This is a genomic window from Sphingomonas sp. GW821-FHT09E03 (assembly GCF_059416225.1).
Genome location: NZ_JBWKOS010000002.1, coordinates 538,302 through 551,137 on the forward strand (window position 1 = coordinate 538,302; position 12,836 = coordinate 551,137).

11 protein-coding genes and 1 tRNA gene are annotated in these 12,836 nt (G+C 68.0%); 10 read left to right on the forward strand and 2 right to left on the reverse strand.

Features of this window, described 5'->3' with window-relative positions:
• Nucleotides 1–32: 32 nt before the first annotated feature.
• Complete coding sequence (locus tag AC07M8_RS06895; protein ID WP_495173621.1) at nt 33–935, forward strand: Gfo/Idh/MocA family protein; 903 nt, start codon at nt 33–35, stop codon at nt 933–935.
• 75 nt (nt 936–1,010) lie between these two features.
• On the opposite strand, the gene AC07M8_RS06900 is transcribed toward AC07M8_RS06895, so the two are convergent.
• Nucleotides 1,011–1,097, reverse strand: a tRNA-Leu gene (locus AC07M8_RS06900).
• Between the two features lie 104 nt (nt 1,098–1,201).
• Here AC07M8_RS06900 and AC07M8_RS06905 point away from each other — a divergent pair.
• The 7 genes from AC07M8_RS06905 (at nt 1,202) to AC07M8_RS06935 (ending at nt 11,045) form a co-directional block, all read left to right on the forward strand.
• Complete coding sequence (locus AC07M8_RS06905; protein WP_495173622.1) at nt 1,202–2,134, forward strand: complex I NDUFA9 subunit family protein; 933 nt, start codon at nt 1,202–1,204, stop codon at nt 2,132–2,134.
• A 15-nt stretch (nt 2,135–2,149) separates the two neighbouring features.
• Entirely contained in the window at nt 2,150–2,956 is an 807-nt protein-coding gene (locus AC07M8_RS06910; protein ID WP_495173623.1) for an undecaprenyl-diphosphate phosphatase, read from the forward strand.
• A 152-nt stretch (nt 2,957–3,108) separates the two neighbouring features.
• A complete protein-coding gene (locus AC07M8_RS06915) occupies nt 3,109–4,572 on the forward strand; it encodes an NAD(P)-dependent oxidoreductase (protein WP_495173624.1) in 1,464 nt (487 codons plus the stop codon).
• 67 nt (nt 4,573–4,639) lie between these two features.
• The gene (gltB, locus tag AC07M8_RS06920) at nt 4,640–9,145 is read left to right on the forward strand and encodes a glutamate synthase large subunit (protein WP_495173625.1); all 4,506 of its coding nucleotides are present in this window, start codon (nt 4,640–4,642) and stop codon (nt 9,143–9,145) included.
• Nucleotides 9,146–9,268: 123 nt separating this feature from the next.
• Entirely contained in the window at nt 9,269–9,943 is a 675-nt protein-coding gene (locus AC07M8_RS06925) for a glutathione S-transferase family protein (protein ID WP_495173626.1), read from the forward strand.
• Nucleotides 9,943–10,314, forward strand: a complete 372-nt coding sequence (locus AC07M8_RS06930) for a tRNA-binding protein (RefSeq protein WP_495173627.1) — start codon at nt 9,943–9,945, stop codon at nt 10,312–10,314. The genes AC07M8_RS06925 and AC07M8_RS06930 overlap by 1 nt, the downstream gene beginning before the upstream one ends.
• Nucleotides 10,315–10,325: 11 nt before the next feature.
• Complete coding sequence (locus tag AC07M8_RS06935; protein ID WP_495173785.1) at nt 10,326–11,045, forward strand: DUF72 domain-containing protein; 720 nt, start codon at nt 10,326–10,328, stop codon at nt 11,043–11,045.
• Here AC07M8_RS06935 and AC07M8_RS06940 read toward each other — a convergent pair.
• Nucleotides 11,038–11,451 (reverse strand): DUF1810 domain-containing protein, encoded by a 414-nt coding sequence (locus tag AC07M8_RS06940; protein WP_495173628.1) that lies wholly within the window; start codon nt 11,449–11,451, stop codon nt 11,038–11,040. The genes AC07M8_RS06935 and AC07M8_RS06940 overlap by 8 nt on opposite strands.
• 42 nt (nt 11,452–11,493) lie before the next feature.
• Here AC07M8_RS06940 and AC07M8_RS06945 point away from each other — a divergent pair, with 42 nt between their 5' ends.
• Both AC07M8_RS06945 and AC07M8_RS06950 read left to right on the forward strand, forming a co-directional pair.
• A complete protein-coding gene (locus AC07M8_RS06945) occupies nt 11,494–12,000 on the forward strand; it encodes an Ivy family c-type lysozyme inhibitor (protein ID WP_495173629.1) in 507 nt (168 codons plus the stop codon).
• 5 nt (nt 12,001–12,005) lie between these two features.
• Complete coding sequence (locus AC07M8_RS06950; RefSeq protein WP_495173630.1) at nt 12,006–12,635, forward strand: YbhB/YbcL family Raf kinase inhibitor-like protein; 630 nt, start codon at nt 12,006–12,008, stop codon at nt 12,633–12,635.
• Nucleotides 12,636–12,836 lie beyond the last annotated feature (201 nt).

Genomic DNA, 12,836 nt, shown 5'->3' on the forward strand with positions numbered 1-12,836 from the left:
TGGCTGGCGGGTATTCGATAAAGGGTTTCCACATGCGCATTCTGGTCGTCGGCCTGGGGGACATCGCCCGCAAGGCCTATCTGCCGATCCTCGCGACGATGCCCGGCCTCGAGCTCCATCTCGCCACCCGCCATCGCGCCACGCTCGACGAGGTCGGCGCGGCGCATCGGATCCCGCATCGCTACACCAGCCTCGACGACGCGCTGGCCGCAGCCTGCTACGACGCGGCGTTCGTCCACGCGGCAACGGTGGCGCATCCCGCGCTGGTGGAGACGTTGCTTGCCCGCGACATCCCCGTGCTCGTCGACAAGCCGCTGGCGGACAATCTCGACGAGGCGGCCAGGCTGATCGATCGCGCGATCGGCTGCAGCCGCTTGCTTGCCGTCGGCTTCAACCGCCGCTTCGCACCCGATTATGCGGCGCTTCGCCACGCCCCGCGCAGCTTGCTGGCGATGCACAAGCACCGCCGCGCTCACCCGGACGGCCCACGCCGGGTGATCTTTGACGATTTCATCCATGTCGCCGACACGCTGCGCTTCCTTGCGCCGGCGAAGATCGATCGCGAGCAGATCGATGTCGTCACCGCCGGCGGCATGCTGGAGAGCGTGATGCTCACGCTGGCAGGGGAGGGCTTTCACGCCATCGGTACCATGAACCGCCGCTCGGGGCTGGACGAGGAGCAGCTCGATGTCGTCGGTGGCGACGCCAAACGAGCAGTGCTCAACCTGTCCGAACGAGTGGAGGCGGATGGCGCCGAACGCGTCTCGCGGCGCGGCGACTGGACGCCCGTCGCGCGCCAGCGCGGCTTCGAGGCGATGTGCGCCGATTTCCTTGCTGGCGTTCGCGAGGGAAGGGCGACCGCAGCCGCGGACCTGTACGACACCCACGCGCTGTGCGAGCGAATTGTCTCGCATGCCATACGGACGATGCGCTGAGGGCTGCCTGGTGCAGGGCGCTCGCCGACGCCCTGGCTCGACGCTGTTCCTAGGCTTTCGAGAGCCTAAGAAAAATGGTGCCCAGAAGAGGACTCGAACCTCCACGACCTTGCGATCGCCAGCACCTGAAGCTGGTGCGTCTACCAATTCCGCCATCTGGGCACGGGGTAGGCCGGCGCCTCTAGGGGAGGGTCGGGATGCTTGTCAACACGCCTTTCGCGGGGCAAGGGCGGTGGCGCGATCAAAGCGAGCGAAAAGGCCGGACGATGAAGGACAAACTGGTGACGGTGATCGGGGGCGGTGGCTTCCTCGGGCGCTATGTGGTGCGGGCGCTGCTGCGCAGTGGCGCGCGGATGCGGATCGCCGAGCGCGATCCGCGTCATGCCTGGTATCTGCGGACGCAGGGCGGCCTCGGCCAGTCGCAGTTCGTCGCCGCGGACGTGACCAAGCCCGAGACGATCGCGCGTGCCCTTGCCGGTGCCGATATCGTCATCAACCTGGTCGGCGTGCTCGCGGGCGATTTCGAGCGGATCCACGTCGGCGGCGCGGAAACCGTCGCCAAGGCCGCCGCGGCGGCCGGCGTGACCACGCTGGTGCATCTGTCGGCGATCGGCGCCGACGCGGGTGCCGTCTCGGCCTATGGCAGCTCCAAGGGCCGCGGCGAGGCGGCGGTGCGCGCGGCCTTTCCTGGTGCGGTGATCATCCGCCCGTCGATCGTGTTCGGCCGCGAGGATCAGTTCATCAACCGCTTCGCCGGGATGGTCGCCAAGGCGCCCGTGGTGCCGGTGCTGCGCGCGGGCGTGAAGTTCCAGCCGGTGTTCGCAGGCGATGTCGGCGATGCGGTGGCGGTCGCGGCGGCGGATCCGGCGTTCGCAGGGCACACCGTCGAGCTCGGCGGCCCCGATGTGATGAGCATGGGCGAGATCATCCACTGGATCGCGACTGCGCTCGGCCGCTCGCCGTCGATCGTCAACCTGCCCGACGGCCTCGGCGCGCTGCTCGCGCGACTGCCGGGCGCGCCGATCACCAAGGATCAGTGGCTGATGCTGCAGCAGGACAATGTCGTCGCCGCCGGTGCCGAAGGGCTGGCCGCGCTCGGCGTCACGCCCACCCCGCTGGCCAGCGTCGCGCCCGATTGGCTGGTCCGCTTTCGCCGGTCGGGCCGCTTCGGGCGCCGCACCGAAACCCTTGCCGCCTGATCGGAACGGAATTCCATGGATCTGCTCACCGTCATCCTCCTCGGCATCGTCGAGGGGGTCACCGAATTCCTGCCCGTCTCCTCCACCGGCCATCTCATCCTCGCCACCAAGCTGCTCGGCTATGACGCGGCGAAGTGGGAGGTGTTCAACATCGTCATCCAGCTAGGCGCGATCCTCGCCATCGTGGTGCTGTATTGGCGCACCTTCTGGGCGGTCGGCTCGGGGCTGCTCAAGCGCGATCCCACCTCGATCCGCTTCGTGCGCAACCTGCTCGTCGCCTTTCTCCCCGCCGCGGTGATCGGCCTGGCCATCCACAAGCATATCGAGGCGCTGCTCGGCAACGCGATGGTTGTATCGGTGGCGCTGGTGGTCGGCGGCATCGCGATCATCATCGTCGAGCGGCTCGCGCCCAAGAGCGACATTGTCGGTGTCGCCGACATCCCGCTGCCCAAGGTCCTCGGGATCGGCTTCATCCAGTGCCTGGCGATGGTGCCGGGGGTCAGCCGCTCGGGCGCGACCATCCTCGGTGCGCTGTCGCTCGGGGTGGAGCGGCGCACCGCAGCCGAGTTCAGCTTCTTCCTCGCCATCCCGACCATGCTCGGCGCCACCGCGCTCGAGCTGGTCAAGAACCGCCACGAGCTGCTGAGCGGGCAGGGCGTCGGGCTTGGCGCCATCGGGATCGGCTTCCTGGTCGCGTTCATCGTCGCCTTGCTGGTCGTCAAATGGTTCGTCGGCGTGGTCACGCGCGTCGGCTTCGTCCCGTTTGCCTTCTATCGGATCGTCGCTGGCGGCGCGGCGATCATCTGGCTGCTATCATTATAGGGCCGCAACGGGCCATAACTTCGCTAAGTTCGCGCATATGGCGTTCGGCGAGCCGCTCTGAACAGCTAAGTGGGTCAACACTGCTGACATAAACGCGGTTTAATGCGTGACAAAGCCATGCAACCTGCGTAGCGGCGAGCTACGGAGGCTGTATGGCGCACGATTCAATGCTCAAGTTCGTTTCGCGGGAGCAGGCCTATCCGGCCAAGCGCGAGCCCGAGATGCGCGCCGAGGATTTCCGCGAGATCGCCGAGCGTTATGCCGTGCCGACTGCCGAGGACCAAGCCGGTCGCTGCTCGCAATGCGGCGTGCCTTATTGCTCGGTACATTGCCCGCTGCACAACCATATCCCCGACTGGCTGCGGCTCACGGCGGAAGGACGGCTGCGCGAGGCCTATGAGCTCAGCAACGCGACCTCGACGATGCCCGAAATCTGCGGCCGCATCTGCCCGCAGGATCGGTTGTGCGAGGGCAATTGCGTGATCGAGTTCACCGGCCATGGCGCGGTGACGATCGGTTCGGTCGAGAAGTTCATCACCGACAGCGCGTGGGACAATGGCTGGGTGGAGCCGCTGGTGGCGGGCCCGGCGCGCGGCCAATCGGTCGGCGTGATCGGCGCCGGGCCGGCGGGGCTCACCGCCGCCGAATACCTCCGCGGGCAGGGCTATGAGGTTCATGTCTACGATCGCCACGACCGCGCCGGCGGGTTGCTGACCTATGGCATCCCGGGGTTCAAGCTCGAGAAGCATATCGTCACCCGCCGGGTCGATCGCCTCAAGGCCGGCGGGATCGTCTTCCACGAAGGCTTCGCGGTGGGCGAGGACGCCAAGCTCGACGAATTGCGCCGCCGCCACGATGCGCTGCTGATCGCCACCGGCGTCTACCGCGCCCGGGCGCTCGACCTGCCCGGCTCGAACGGCAACGCCGATCAGGGCCGCAGCGTTGCCGCGCTCGATTATCTGATCGCCTCCAACCGCAAGAGCTTTGGCGATGCCGTGCCGACGTTCGACGACGGGCAGCTCAACGCCGAAGGCAAGCATGTCGTGGTGATCGGCGGCGGCGACACCGCGATGGACTGCGTGCGCACCGCGATCCGCCAGGGTGCCGCGAGCGTGAAGTGCCTCTATCGCCGCGATCGCGCCAACATGCCGGGCTCGCAGCGCGAGGTTGGCAATGCCGAGGAGGAAGGCGCGGAGTTCGTCTGGCTCTCGGCGCCCGCGGCGTTCGACGACGACGGCACGGTGCGCGCGCGCAAGATGAGGCTCGGCACCCCCGATGCGAGCGGCCGCCGCGCCCCCGAGCCCGATCCCGCCGGCGACTTCACCCTCCACGCCGATCTGGTGATCAAGGCGCTGGGCTTCGACGCCGAGGATCTGCCGGCGCTGTTCGGCGCGCCCGAGCTGGGGGTGAGCCGCTGGGGCACGGTGCTGGTCGATGGCAAGACGCTGATGACCAGCCTCGACGGCGTGTTCGCGGCGGGCGACATCGTCCGCGGCGCGAGCTTGGTGGTGTGGGCGATCCGCGATGGCCGTGACGTCGCCGGCACCATGCACAAATGGCTGAAGGCGCGTGCCAAGGCCGGGGTGAAGACCGAGCGCTCGCTCGTCACCGCGTGAAGCAAGCGGGGTCCTGCGTGCCGGGACCCGTCCCTCGGCTGAATGCCGAGCAGAAGGAAGTGTTCGCATGATCGATCAACGCGCCCGCCTCGCCGAAGAAGGCATGTACCGCCCCGATATGGAATCCGATGCCTGCGGCGTCGGGCTGGTCGCCGCGACCGACGGCAAGGGCTCGCGCCGCGTCGTCCAGTCGGCGATCGATGCGCTGAAGGCGGTGTGGCACCGCGGCGCGGTCGACGCCGATGGCAAGACGGGCGATGGCGCGGGCCTCCACATCGATCTGCCGCATCGCTTCTTCGACGATGCCGTGGTCGCCTCGGGGCACAAGGTGCTGCCGAACCGGCTCGCGGTCGGCATGATCTTCCTGCCGCGCACCGATCTCGGCGCGCAGGAGAGCTGCCGGACGATTGTCGAATCCGCGATCATCGAGGCGGGCTATACGATCTACGGCTGGCGGCAGGTGCCGGTCGACGTCTCGGTGATCGGCCTCAAGGCGCAGACCACCCGGCCCGAGATCGAGCAGATCATGATTGCCGGGCCGCTGCCCGACGAGGTGACGGCGGCAGAGTTCGAGAAGAACCTCTACCTGGTTCGCCGCCGGATCGAGAAGCGCGTCATCGCCGCACAGATCCAGGGCTTCTACATCTGCTCGCTGTCGTGCCGCTCGATCGTCTACAAGGGCCTGTTCCTCGCGGAATCGCTGTCGGTCTTCTACCCCGATCTTCAGGACCAGCGCTTCGAATCCCGCGTCGCGATCTTCCACCAGCGTTATTCGACCAACACCTTCCCGCAATGGTGGCTGGCGCAGCCGTTCCGCTGCCTCGCTCATAACGGCGAGATCAACACCATTCGCGGCAACAAGAACTGGATGCTCAGCCACGAAATCCGCATGGCGAGCCTCGCGTTCGGCGAGCATTCGGAAGACATCAAGCCGGTGATCCCCGCCGGCGCCTCAGACACCGCGGCGCTCGACGCGGTGTTCGAGACGATCTGCCGCTCGGGACGCGACGCGCCGACCGCCAAGCTGATGCTGGTGCCCGAGGCGATGAGCGACGACACCCCCGCCGATCACGCCGCGATGTACAATTACCTCGCGAGCGTGATGGAGCCGTGGGACGGCCCGGCGGCGCTGGCGATGACCGATGGCCGCTGGGCGGTGGCGGGGATGGACCGCAACGCGCTGCGGCCGTTGCGCTACACCCGCACTTCCGACGGGCTGCTGATCGTCGGCTCGGAGAGCGGCATGGTCGTGGTGCCGGAGAGCACCATCGTCGCTAAGGGCCGGCTCGGGCCGGGGCAGATGATCGCGGTCGATCTCGACCAAGGCCGCGTGCTCGACGATCGCCAGATCAAGAACCGGATCGCCGCCGAGCATGACTATGCCGCGATGATCGGCGCCTTCCACACGCTCGACGACCTGCCCGAGGCACCCGACGACAGCGTCGTGCGCTACGATCGCGCTGAGCTCGCCCGCCGCCAGGTCGCCGCCGGGCAGACGCTCGAGGACATGGAGCTGATCCTCAGCCCGATGGCCGAATCCGCCAAGGAAGCGGTCGGCTCGATGGGCGACGACACGCCGCTCGCGGTGATCTCGGACAAGCCGCGGCTGATCAGCCAGTTCTTCCGCCAGAACTTCAGCCAGGTGACCAACCCGCCGATCGACAGCCTGCGCGAACGCTATGTGATGAGCCTCAAGACGCGGTTCGGCAATCTCGCCAACATCCTCGATACCCAGGACCAGCGCGACCGCGTGCTGGTGCTCGAATCGCCGGTGCTGACCGGCGAGCATTGGGCGCGGCTGAAGGCGCATTTCGCCACCAGCGTCACCGAGATCGACTGCACCTTCGAGGCGGACGGCGGTCCCGAGAAATTGCGCGAGGCGATCGCGCGCATCCGCCAGGAGGCGGAACAAGCCGTCCGCCAGGGCAAGAGCGAGCTGTTCCTCACCGACGAGGCCGTCGGCCCGGACCGCGTCGCCATCGCCGGGGTGCTCGCGGTCGCCGCGGTGCACACCCATCTCGTCCGCCGCGGCCTGCGCTCCTATGCGTCGATCAACGTGCGCAGCGGCGAATGCCTAGACACCCATTATTATGCGGTGCTGATCGGCGTCGGCGCGACCACGGTGAACGCCTATCTCGCCGAGGCCGCGATCGTCGATCGCCAGGCGCGGGGTTTGTTCGGCGATCTGTCGCTTGCCGAATGCCTCAAGCGGCACCGCACTGCGATCGAGGACGGCTTGCTCAAGATCATGAGCAAGATGGGGATTGCGGTGATCTCCTCCTACCGCGGCGGCTATAATTTCGAGGCGGTCGGGTTGAGCCGCAGCCTCGTCAACGACCTGTTCCCGGGCATGCCCGCCAAGATCTCGGGCGAGGGTTATGCCTCGCTGCATTATTCGGCGATGGTTCGCCACGAGGCGGCGTTCGACGAGGCGGTGGCGCGGCTGCCGGTCGGCGGTTTCTATCGCCAGCGCCACACCGGCGAGACGCACGCCTTTTCCGCGCAGCTGATGCACCTGCTGCAGACCGCGGTGTCGACCGACAGCTACACCAGCTACCTGCAGTTCAGCCGCGGCGTCGCCGATCTGCCGCCGGTCTATCTGCGCGACCTGCTCCAGTTCAACTTCCCCAACGAGGGCGTCGCGGTCGATCAGGTCGAGGCGATCACCGAGATCCGCAAGCGTTTCGTGACCCCGGGCATGTCGCTGGGCGCGCTCAGCCCCGAGGCGCATGAGACGCTGGCGATCGCGATGAACCGGATCGGCGCCAAGGCGGTGTCGGGCGAGGGCGGCGAGGACAAGAAGCGCTATCGCCCCTACGACAATGGCGACAACGCCAATTCGACAATCAAGCAGATCGCCAGCGGCCGGTTCGGCGTCACCGCCGAATATCTTAACGCCTGCGAGGAGATCGAGATCAAGGTCGCGCAGGGCGCCAAGCCCGGCGAGGGCGGCCAGCTGCCCGGCTTCAAGGTCACCGAGTTCATCGCCAAGTTGCGCCACGCAACCCCCGGCGTGACGCTGATCAGCCCGCCGCCGCACCACGACATCTACTCGATCGAGGATCTCGCCCAGCTCATCTACGATCTCAAGCAGATCAACCCGCGCGCGCGGGTATGCGTCAAGCTGGTGAGCTCGGCCGGGATCGGCACCGTCGCCGCCGGCGTCGCCAAGGCGCATGCCGACGTCATCCTGATCGCCGGCCACAATGGCGGCACCGGGGCGTCGCCGCAGACCAGCATCAAATATGCCGGTACGCCGTGGGAGATGGGGCTCAGCGAGGTCAACCAGGTGCTGACCCTCAACGGCCTGCGCGGCCGCATCCGGTTGCGCGCCGATGGTGGCTTGAAGACCGGTCGCGACATCGTCATCGCCGCGATCCTCGGCGCCGAGGAATATGGCATCGGTACGCTCAGCCTGGTGGCGATGGGCTGCATCATGGTCCGCCAGTGCCACAGCAACACCTGCCCGGTCGGCATCTGCACCCAGGACCAGGCGATGCGCGACAAGTTCGTCGGCACGCCCGAAAAGGTTATCAACCTGATGACCTTCATCGCCGAGGAGGTGCGCGACATCCTCGCCCGCCTCGGCTGTAAGAGCCTCGACGAGGTGATCGGCCGCACCGAATTGCTTCGCCAGGTCAGCCGCGGCGCCGAGCATCTCGACGATCTCGACCTCAACCCGATCCTCGCCAAGGTCGACGCGACCGACGCCGAGCGCCGCTTTTCGTTGAGCACCTTCCGTAACGAGGTGCCTGACAGCCTCGACGCGCAGATCATCAAGGATTCCGCGGCGGTGTTCAGCCGCGGCGAGAAGATGCAGCTCACTTATTCGGTGCGCAACACCCACCGCGCGGTCGGCACGCGGCTATCGAGCGAGATCACCCGCCGCTTCGGCATGGCCAAGCTCGCCGACGGCCATGTCACCATTCGGCTGCGCGGCTCGGCGGGGCAGAGCCTCGGCGCGTTCATGTGCAAGGGCATCACCCTCGAGGTGTTCGGCGATGCCAACGATTATGTCGGCAAGGGCCTGTCGGGCGGGATCATCGTGCTCCGGCCCGCGGTGAGCTCGCCGCTCGCCAGCCAGGACAATACCATCCTCGGCAATACCGTGCTCTACGGCGCCACCTCGGGCACCTTGCTCGCGGCGGGGCAGGCGGGCGAGCGGTTCGCGGTGCGCAACTCGGGCGCCACCGTGGTGGTCGAGGGCTGCGGCGCCAACGGCTGCGAATATATGACCGGCGGCGTTGCGGTGATCCTCGGCAAGGTTGGCCAGAATTTCGGCGCGGGGATGACCGGGGGGATGGCCTTCGTCTACGATCCCGACGGCGATTTCGCCTCCCGCGCCAACCCCGAGAACATCACCTGGCAGCGGCTCGCCTCGGCACATTGGGAAGGCGTGCTCCGCGCGCTGGTCGAGCGCCACCTGGCGGCGACCGACAGCAAGTGGACGCGCGGGCTGCTCGCCGATTGGGAACGCGTCGCCGGCCAGTTCTGGCAGGTGGTGCCCAAGGAGATGCTCAGCCGCCAGAGCCATCCGCTCGACGACACCGCGGAGCTGGTCGCGGCGGAGTAAGCTGCCGTTCGTGCTGAGCTTGGCGACGCATTGTGAGATGCATGCCTTTCGACAGGCTCAGGGCGAACGGGCAGGACGGGTACAGGGTTGGCATCGCCGCCACGCTGCGCCTAACAGGGCGTCATGTGGCATCTTTACCAATTTCCCCTGTGCCCGTTCAGCCGCAAGGTGCGCCTGCTGCTCGGCGAGAAGGGCGTCGGCTATGAGCTGGTGCGCGAATCGCCCTGGGAGCGGCGCGACGAGTTCATGGACATGAACCCCGCCGGTGAGACGCCGGTGATGGTCGATGCCTCGCGCAGCGGCGCGCCGCTGATCGATTCGGCGGCGATCTGCGAATATCTCGAGGAAACCGTCGACAAGGCGGCGATGATCAACGGCCCCGCCGCCAACCGCGCCGAGATCCGCCGCCTCGTCACCTGGTTCGACACCCATTTCTACCGCGACGTCACCGGGCCGCTGCTCCACGAGCGGGTGGTGAAACGGCTCGCGCATCGCGCCGCGCCCGACGCCAAGGGGCTGCGCGAGGCGATGAAAGCCGCGGTCAGCCATCTAGATTATACCGATTACCTGCTTGATCACCGCAACTGGTTGGGCGGCGCGACGATGAGCCTCGCCGATCTCGCCGCGGCGGCGCAGATCTCGGTCGCCGACTATCTCGGCGGGATCGACTGGAAGGGTCATGACCAGACGGCGCGCTGGTACCGCGGGCTCAAGAGCCGGCCGAGTTTCCGCCCGCTGCTGTCGGAGCGGATGGAGATGATCGGGCCGCCGGCGCATTACGACAATGTCGATTTCTGATGCACGCGACGCATGACCCCGCCGCCGATGCCGCCGCCCCCATCGGCTTCGACGATTTCCTCGCGGTGGATATCCGCGTCGGTACTGTCGTCGCTGCCGAGCCGTTTCCGGAGGCGCGCAAGCCGGCGTTGAAGCTGCGCATCGATTTCGGCGTGCCGCTCGGCATCAAGCGGTCGTCGGCGCAGATCACCGAGCATTATACGCCGGACGATCTGGTCGGCCGCCAGGTCGCCGCGGTGGTCAATTTCCCGCCGCGCCAGATCGGCCCGGTGATGTCGGAGGTGCTGACGCTCGGCTTTCCCGACGCGGATGGCAAGGTGGTGCTGATCGGGCCCAACGAACCTGTGCCCAACGGCGGCCGGCTGTTCTGACCGCCACGCGGATCGGCACCGCCGGCTGGTCGATCCCGACCGCGCTGGCGGAAGTGTTTCCCGGCGATGGCAGCCATCTCGAACGTTATGCCGCGGTGTTCGACGCGGTGGAGATCAACTCGAGCTTCCATCGCCCGCACCGGCCCGCGACCTATGCGCGCTGGGCGGCGAGCGTTCCCGCCGGTTTCCGCTTCGCGCTCAAGCTGCCGAAGACGATCACCCATGAGCGCCGGCTGGTCGACACCGGCGAGCTGCTGACGCGGTTTGCCGAGGAGATCGCGCCTTTGGCCGACAAGCGCGGGCCGCTGGTCGTCCAGCTGCCGCCGAGCCTCGCCTTCGACGCTGCCGTAGCCGACGAGTTCCTTGCCCAGGCTGGGGCCACCCTCGGCGGCGCGCTGGTTTGCGAGCCGCGCCACCCGAGCTGGTTCGATGCCGAGGCGGACCAATGCCTGGTCGCGCATCGGGTGGCGCGGGTGGCGGCCGATCCGGCGCGGGTGCCCGAGGCCGCCGCGACCGGTGGCTGGGTGGGCCTCGCCTATCGCCGGCTCCACGGCAGCCCACGGATCTATTACTCGGCCTATGACGAGGCGGCGATCGCGGGCCATGCCGCGGCTGTGGGCGCCGAGCGGGCCGAAGGCATCCCGAGCTGGACGATCTACGACAATACCGCCGCGGGCCATGCCGCCGCCGACGCGCTGGCGCTCATCACCCGGCTCGGCGCGCTCAGCTGATCAGCGCCAGCGTCGCCGGGTCTGGCTCGCCGGCGAAGAAGCGGGCGAGCGCCGCGTCGAACGGCGCCGGATCATCCGCCACTGCGGCAAACAGCGTCATCGACGAGCGCAGCTTGATCGCGTCGATGCCGCCGAGGATCGCCTCAGCGCTGCCCGTGGCGGCGGTGACCGCCTGCGTCGCCTCGACCAGCCGCGGCCCAAGCAGCGGATGCGCCAGATAGGCACGCGCCTCGGCCCGATCCGCGATCGCATAATGCTGCGCGGTGGCGCTGCGACCTAGCCCGGCGATCTGCGGGAAGACGAACCACATCCAGTGGCTGGTCTTGCGCCCGCGGCGCAGCTCGGCGAGCACCGATTGATACACGTCCTGCTGCGCCGTCACGAACCGATCCAGCGATCCGCTCATCGGGTTCGCAACCGTAACGGTCGTTGTGACGTTATCCTGCCCATGCGCTTGCTCCTTTGTTCGCTCGGTTCGGTCCTGCTGCTCGGCGGCTGCGGGCATCACGATCAGTCCGCCGACAATAACGCGGCAGCCGCGGCGTTCGTGCCGCCGCCGGTCCAGGCACCTGCGCCGCTGCCTGGCCAAGGCCACAGCAAGCCGATCAGCGCCTATGTCGGCCACTATCCGACCGAAGCGGTGGAAGGCGTTACCTTCTACGATCGCACCGAAGTCGCCAACGCGCTGGTCGGCGCGGTGGGTGACGACAAGGTCCGCCGAACGATGACCGCGCATGAGGCGACCACCACGCCGATCTTCCAGCGTGGCTCCTCGCTCGGTGCCCATGGCTGCGAGGCGCACAATTGCAGCGATCACAATTGGACGCTGCTGGTCCGCGCCGACGGCAACAAGGCCGAGGCTTGCTACCATGACGCCGCGACGATGGGGAACGCCAGCCATTGGTACGCCGGCGGTGCCCCGGCCACCCGCCCCGGCGATTGCCCTTCGGAGTAGATGCGATGCTCGAACATGTCCCCGCCTGGCTCGGCAAGGCGCTGAGCGACGTCCGCGCCGGTGCCGAGAAACTGGCGATCGTCCGCCCCGAACTCAGCCCGCAAGGGCGCGAGTTCCAGTGGCTTGCGCTGTCGAGCCCGGCCTTCGCCGATGGCGCGCGGCTGCCCGAGCGGTTCACCGCCGACGGCACGGGCGTGTCGCCGCCGCTGACTTGGGGATCGCCGCCGGAGGGCACCGCCAGCCTGGCGTTGCTGGTCGAGGACGCCGATGCGCCGGCGCTGCAGCCGCTGGTGCATGCCATCGTCTGGGGCCTCGCCGCGGACGCGGGCCGGCTTGCCGAAGGCTCAATCGTCGCCGACGGCCCGGGCACCGGCAGCCGCGACATCGGCCGCAATTCATTCCTGCGCGAAGGCTGGTTGCCGCCCGATCCGCCGACGGGCCATGGCGCGCACCGTTATGCCTTCCAGCTGTTCGCGCTGGATGCGGGGGCGGGTGATCCGGGCGACAGTCCGGGCCGCGGGGCGATGATCGAGGCAATGGCGGGGCATGTGCTCGCCGCGGGCGTGGTGATCGGCACCTATGGCCGGGGTGAAGAAGCGCTGATCGGGCCGGATGGGGCGCTCGCCAGCGCGTGAACGAGAGAGAGCGGGACGGCGCGGCGGCGAGGCCGCGCGTTCCGGTTGACGCCGAAGGGGGCCCTGGGGCTTAGCCCAGGGTAACGCTGCCCTGGCTGGCGATCACCAGCGCGGTGGTGCAGAAAGCGGCGAGGCCGATGAACAGGCTGCGGTACATGGCAATGCTCCGGTTGGTGTGACGGATCAGGCGATCGGCACGAC

Bases quoted from the DNA above. Each gene is read 5' to 3' on its own strand.
- AC07M8_RS06915 (WP_495173624.1), top strand. From the start codon at position 3,109: ATGGCGCACGATTCAATGCTCAAGTTCGTTTCGCGGGAGCAGGCCTAT.
- AC07M8_RS06895 (WP_495173621.1), top strand. From the start codon at position 33: ATGCGCATTCTGGTCGTCGGCCTGGGGGACATCGCCCGCAAGGCCTAT.
- AC07M8_RS06940 (WP_495173628.1), bottom strand. From the start codon at position 11,451: ATGAGCGGATCGCTGGATCGGTTCGTGACGGCGCAGCAGGACGTGTAT.
- AC07M8_RS06945 (WP_495173629.1), top strand. From the start codon at position 11,494: ATGCGCTTGCTCCTTTGTTCGCTCGGTTCGGTCCTGCTGCTCGGCGGC.
- AC07M8_RS06930 (WP_495173627.1), top strand. From the start codon at position 9,943: ATGCACGCGACGCATGACCCCGCCGCCGATGCCGCCGCCCCCATCGGC.
- gltB (WP_495173625.1), top strand. From the start codon at position 4,640: ATGATCGATCAACGCGCCCGCCTCGCCGAAGAAGGCATGTACCGCCCC.
- AC07M8_RS06950 (WP_495173630.1), top strand. From the start codon at position 12,006: ATGCTCGAACATGTCCCCGCCTGGCTCGGCAAGGCGCTGAGCGACGTC.
- AC07M8_RS06910 (WP_495173623.1), top strand. From the start codon at position 2,150: ATGGATCTGCTCACCGTCATCCTCCTCGGCATCGTCGAGGGGGTCACC.
- AC07M8_RS06905 (WP_495173622.1), top strand. From the start codon at position 1,202: ATGAAGGACAAACTGGTGACGGTGATCGGGGGCGGTGGCTTCCTCGGG.
- AC07M8_RS06925 (WP_495173626.1), top strand. From the start codon at position 9,269: ATGTGGCATCTTTACCAATTTCCCCTGTGCCCGTTCAGCCGCAAGGTG.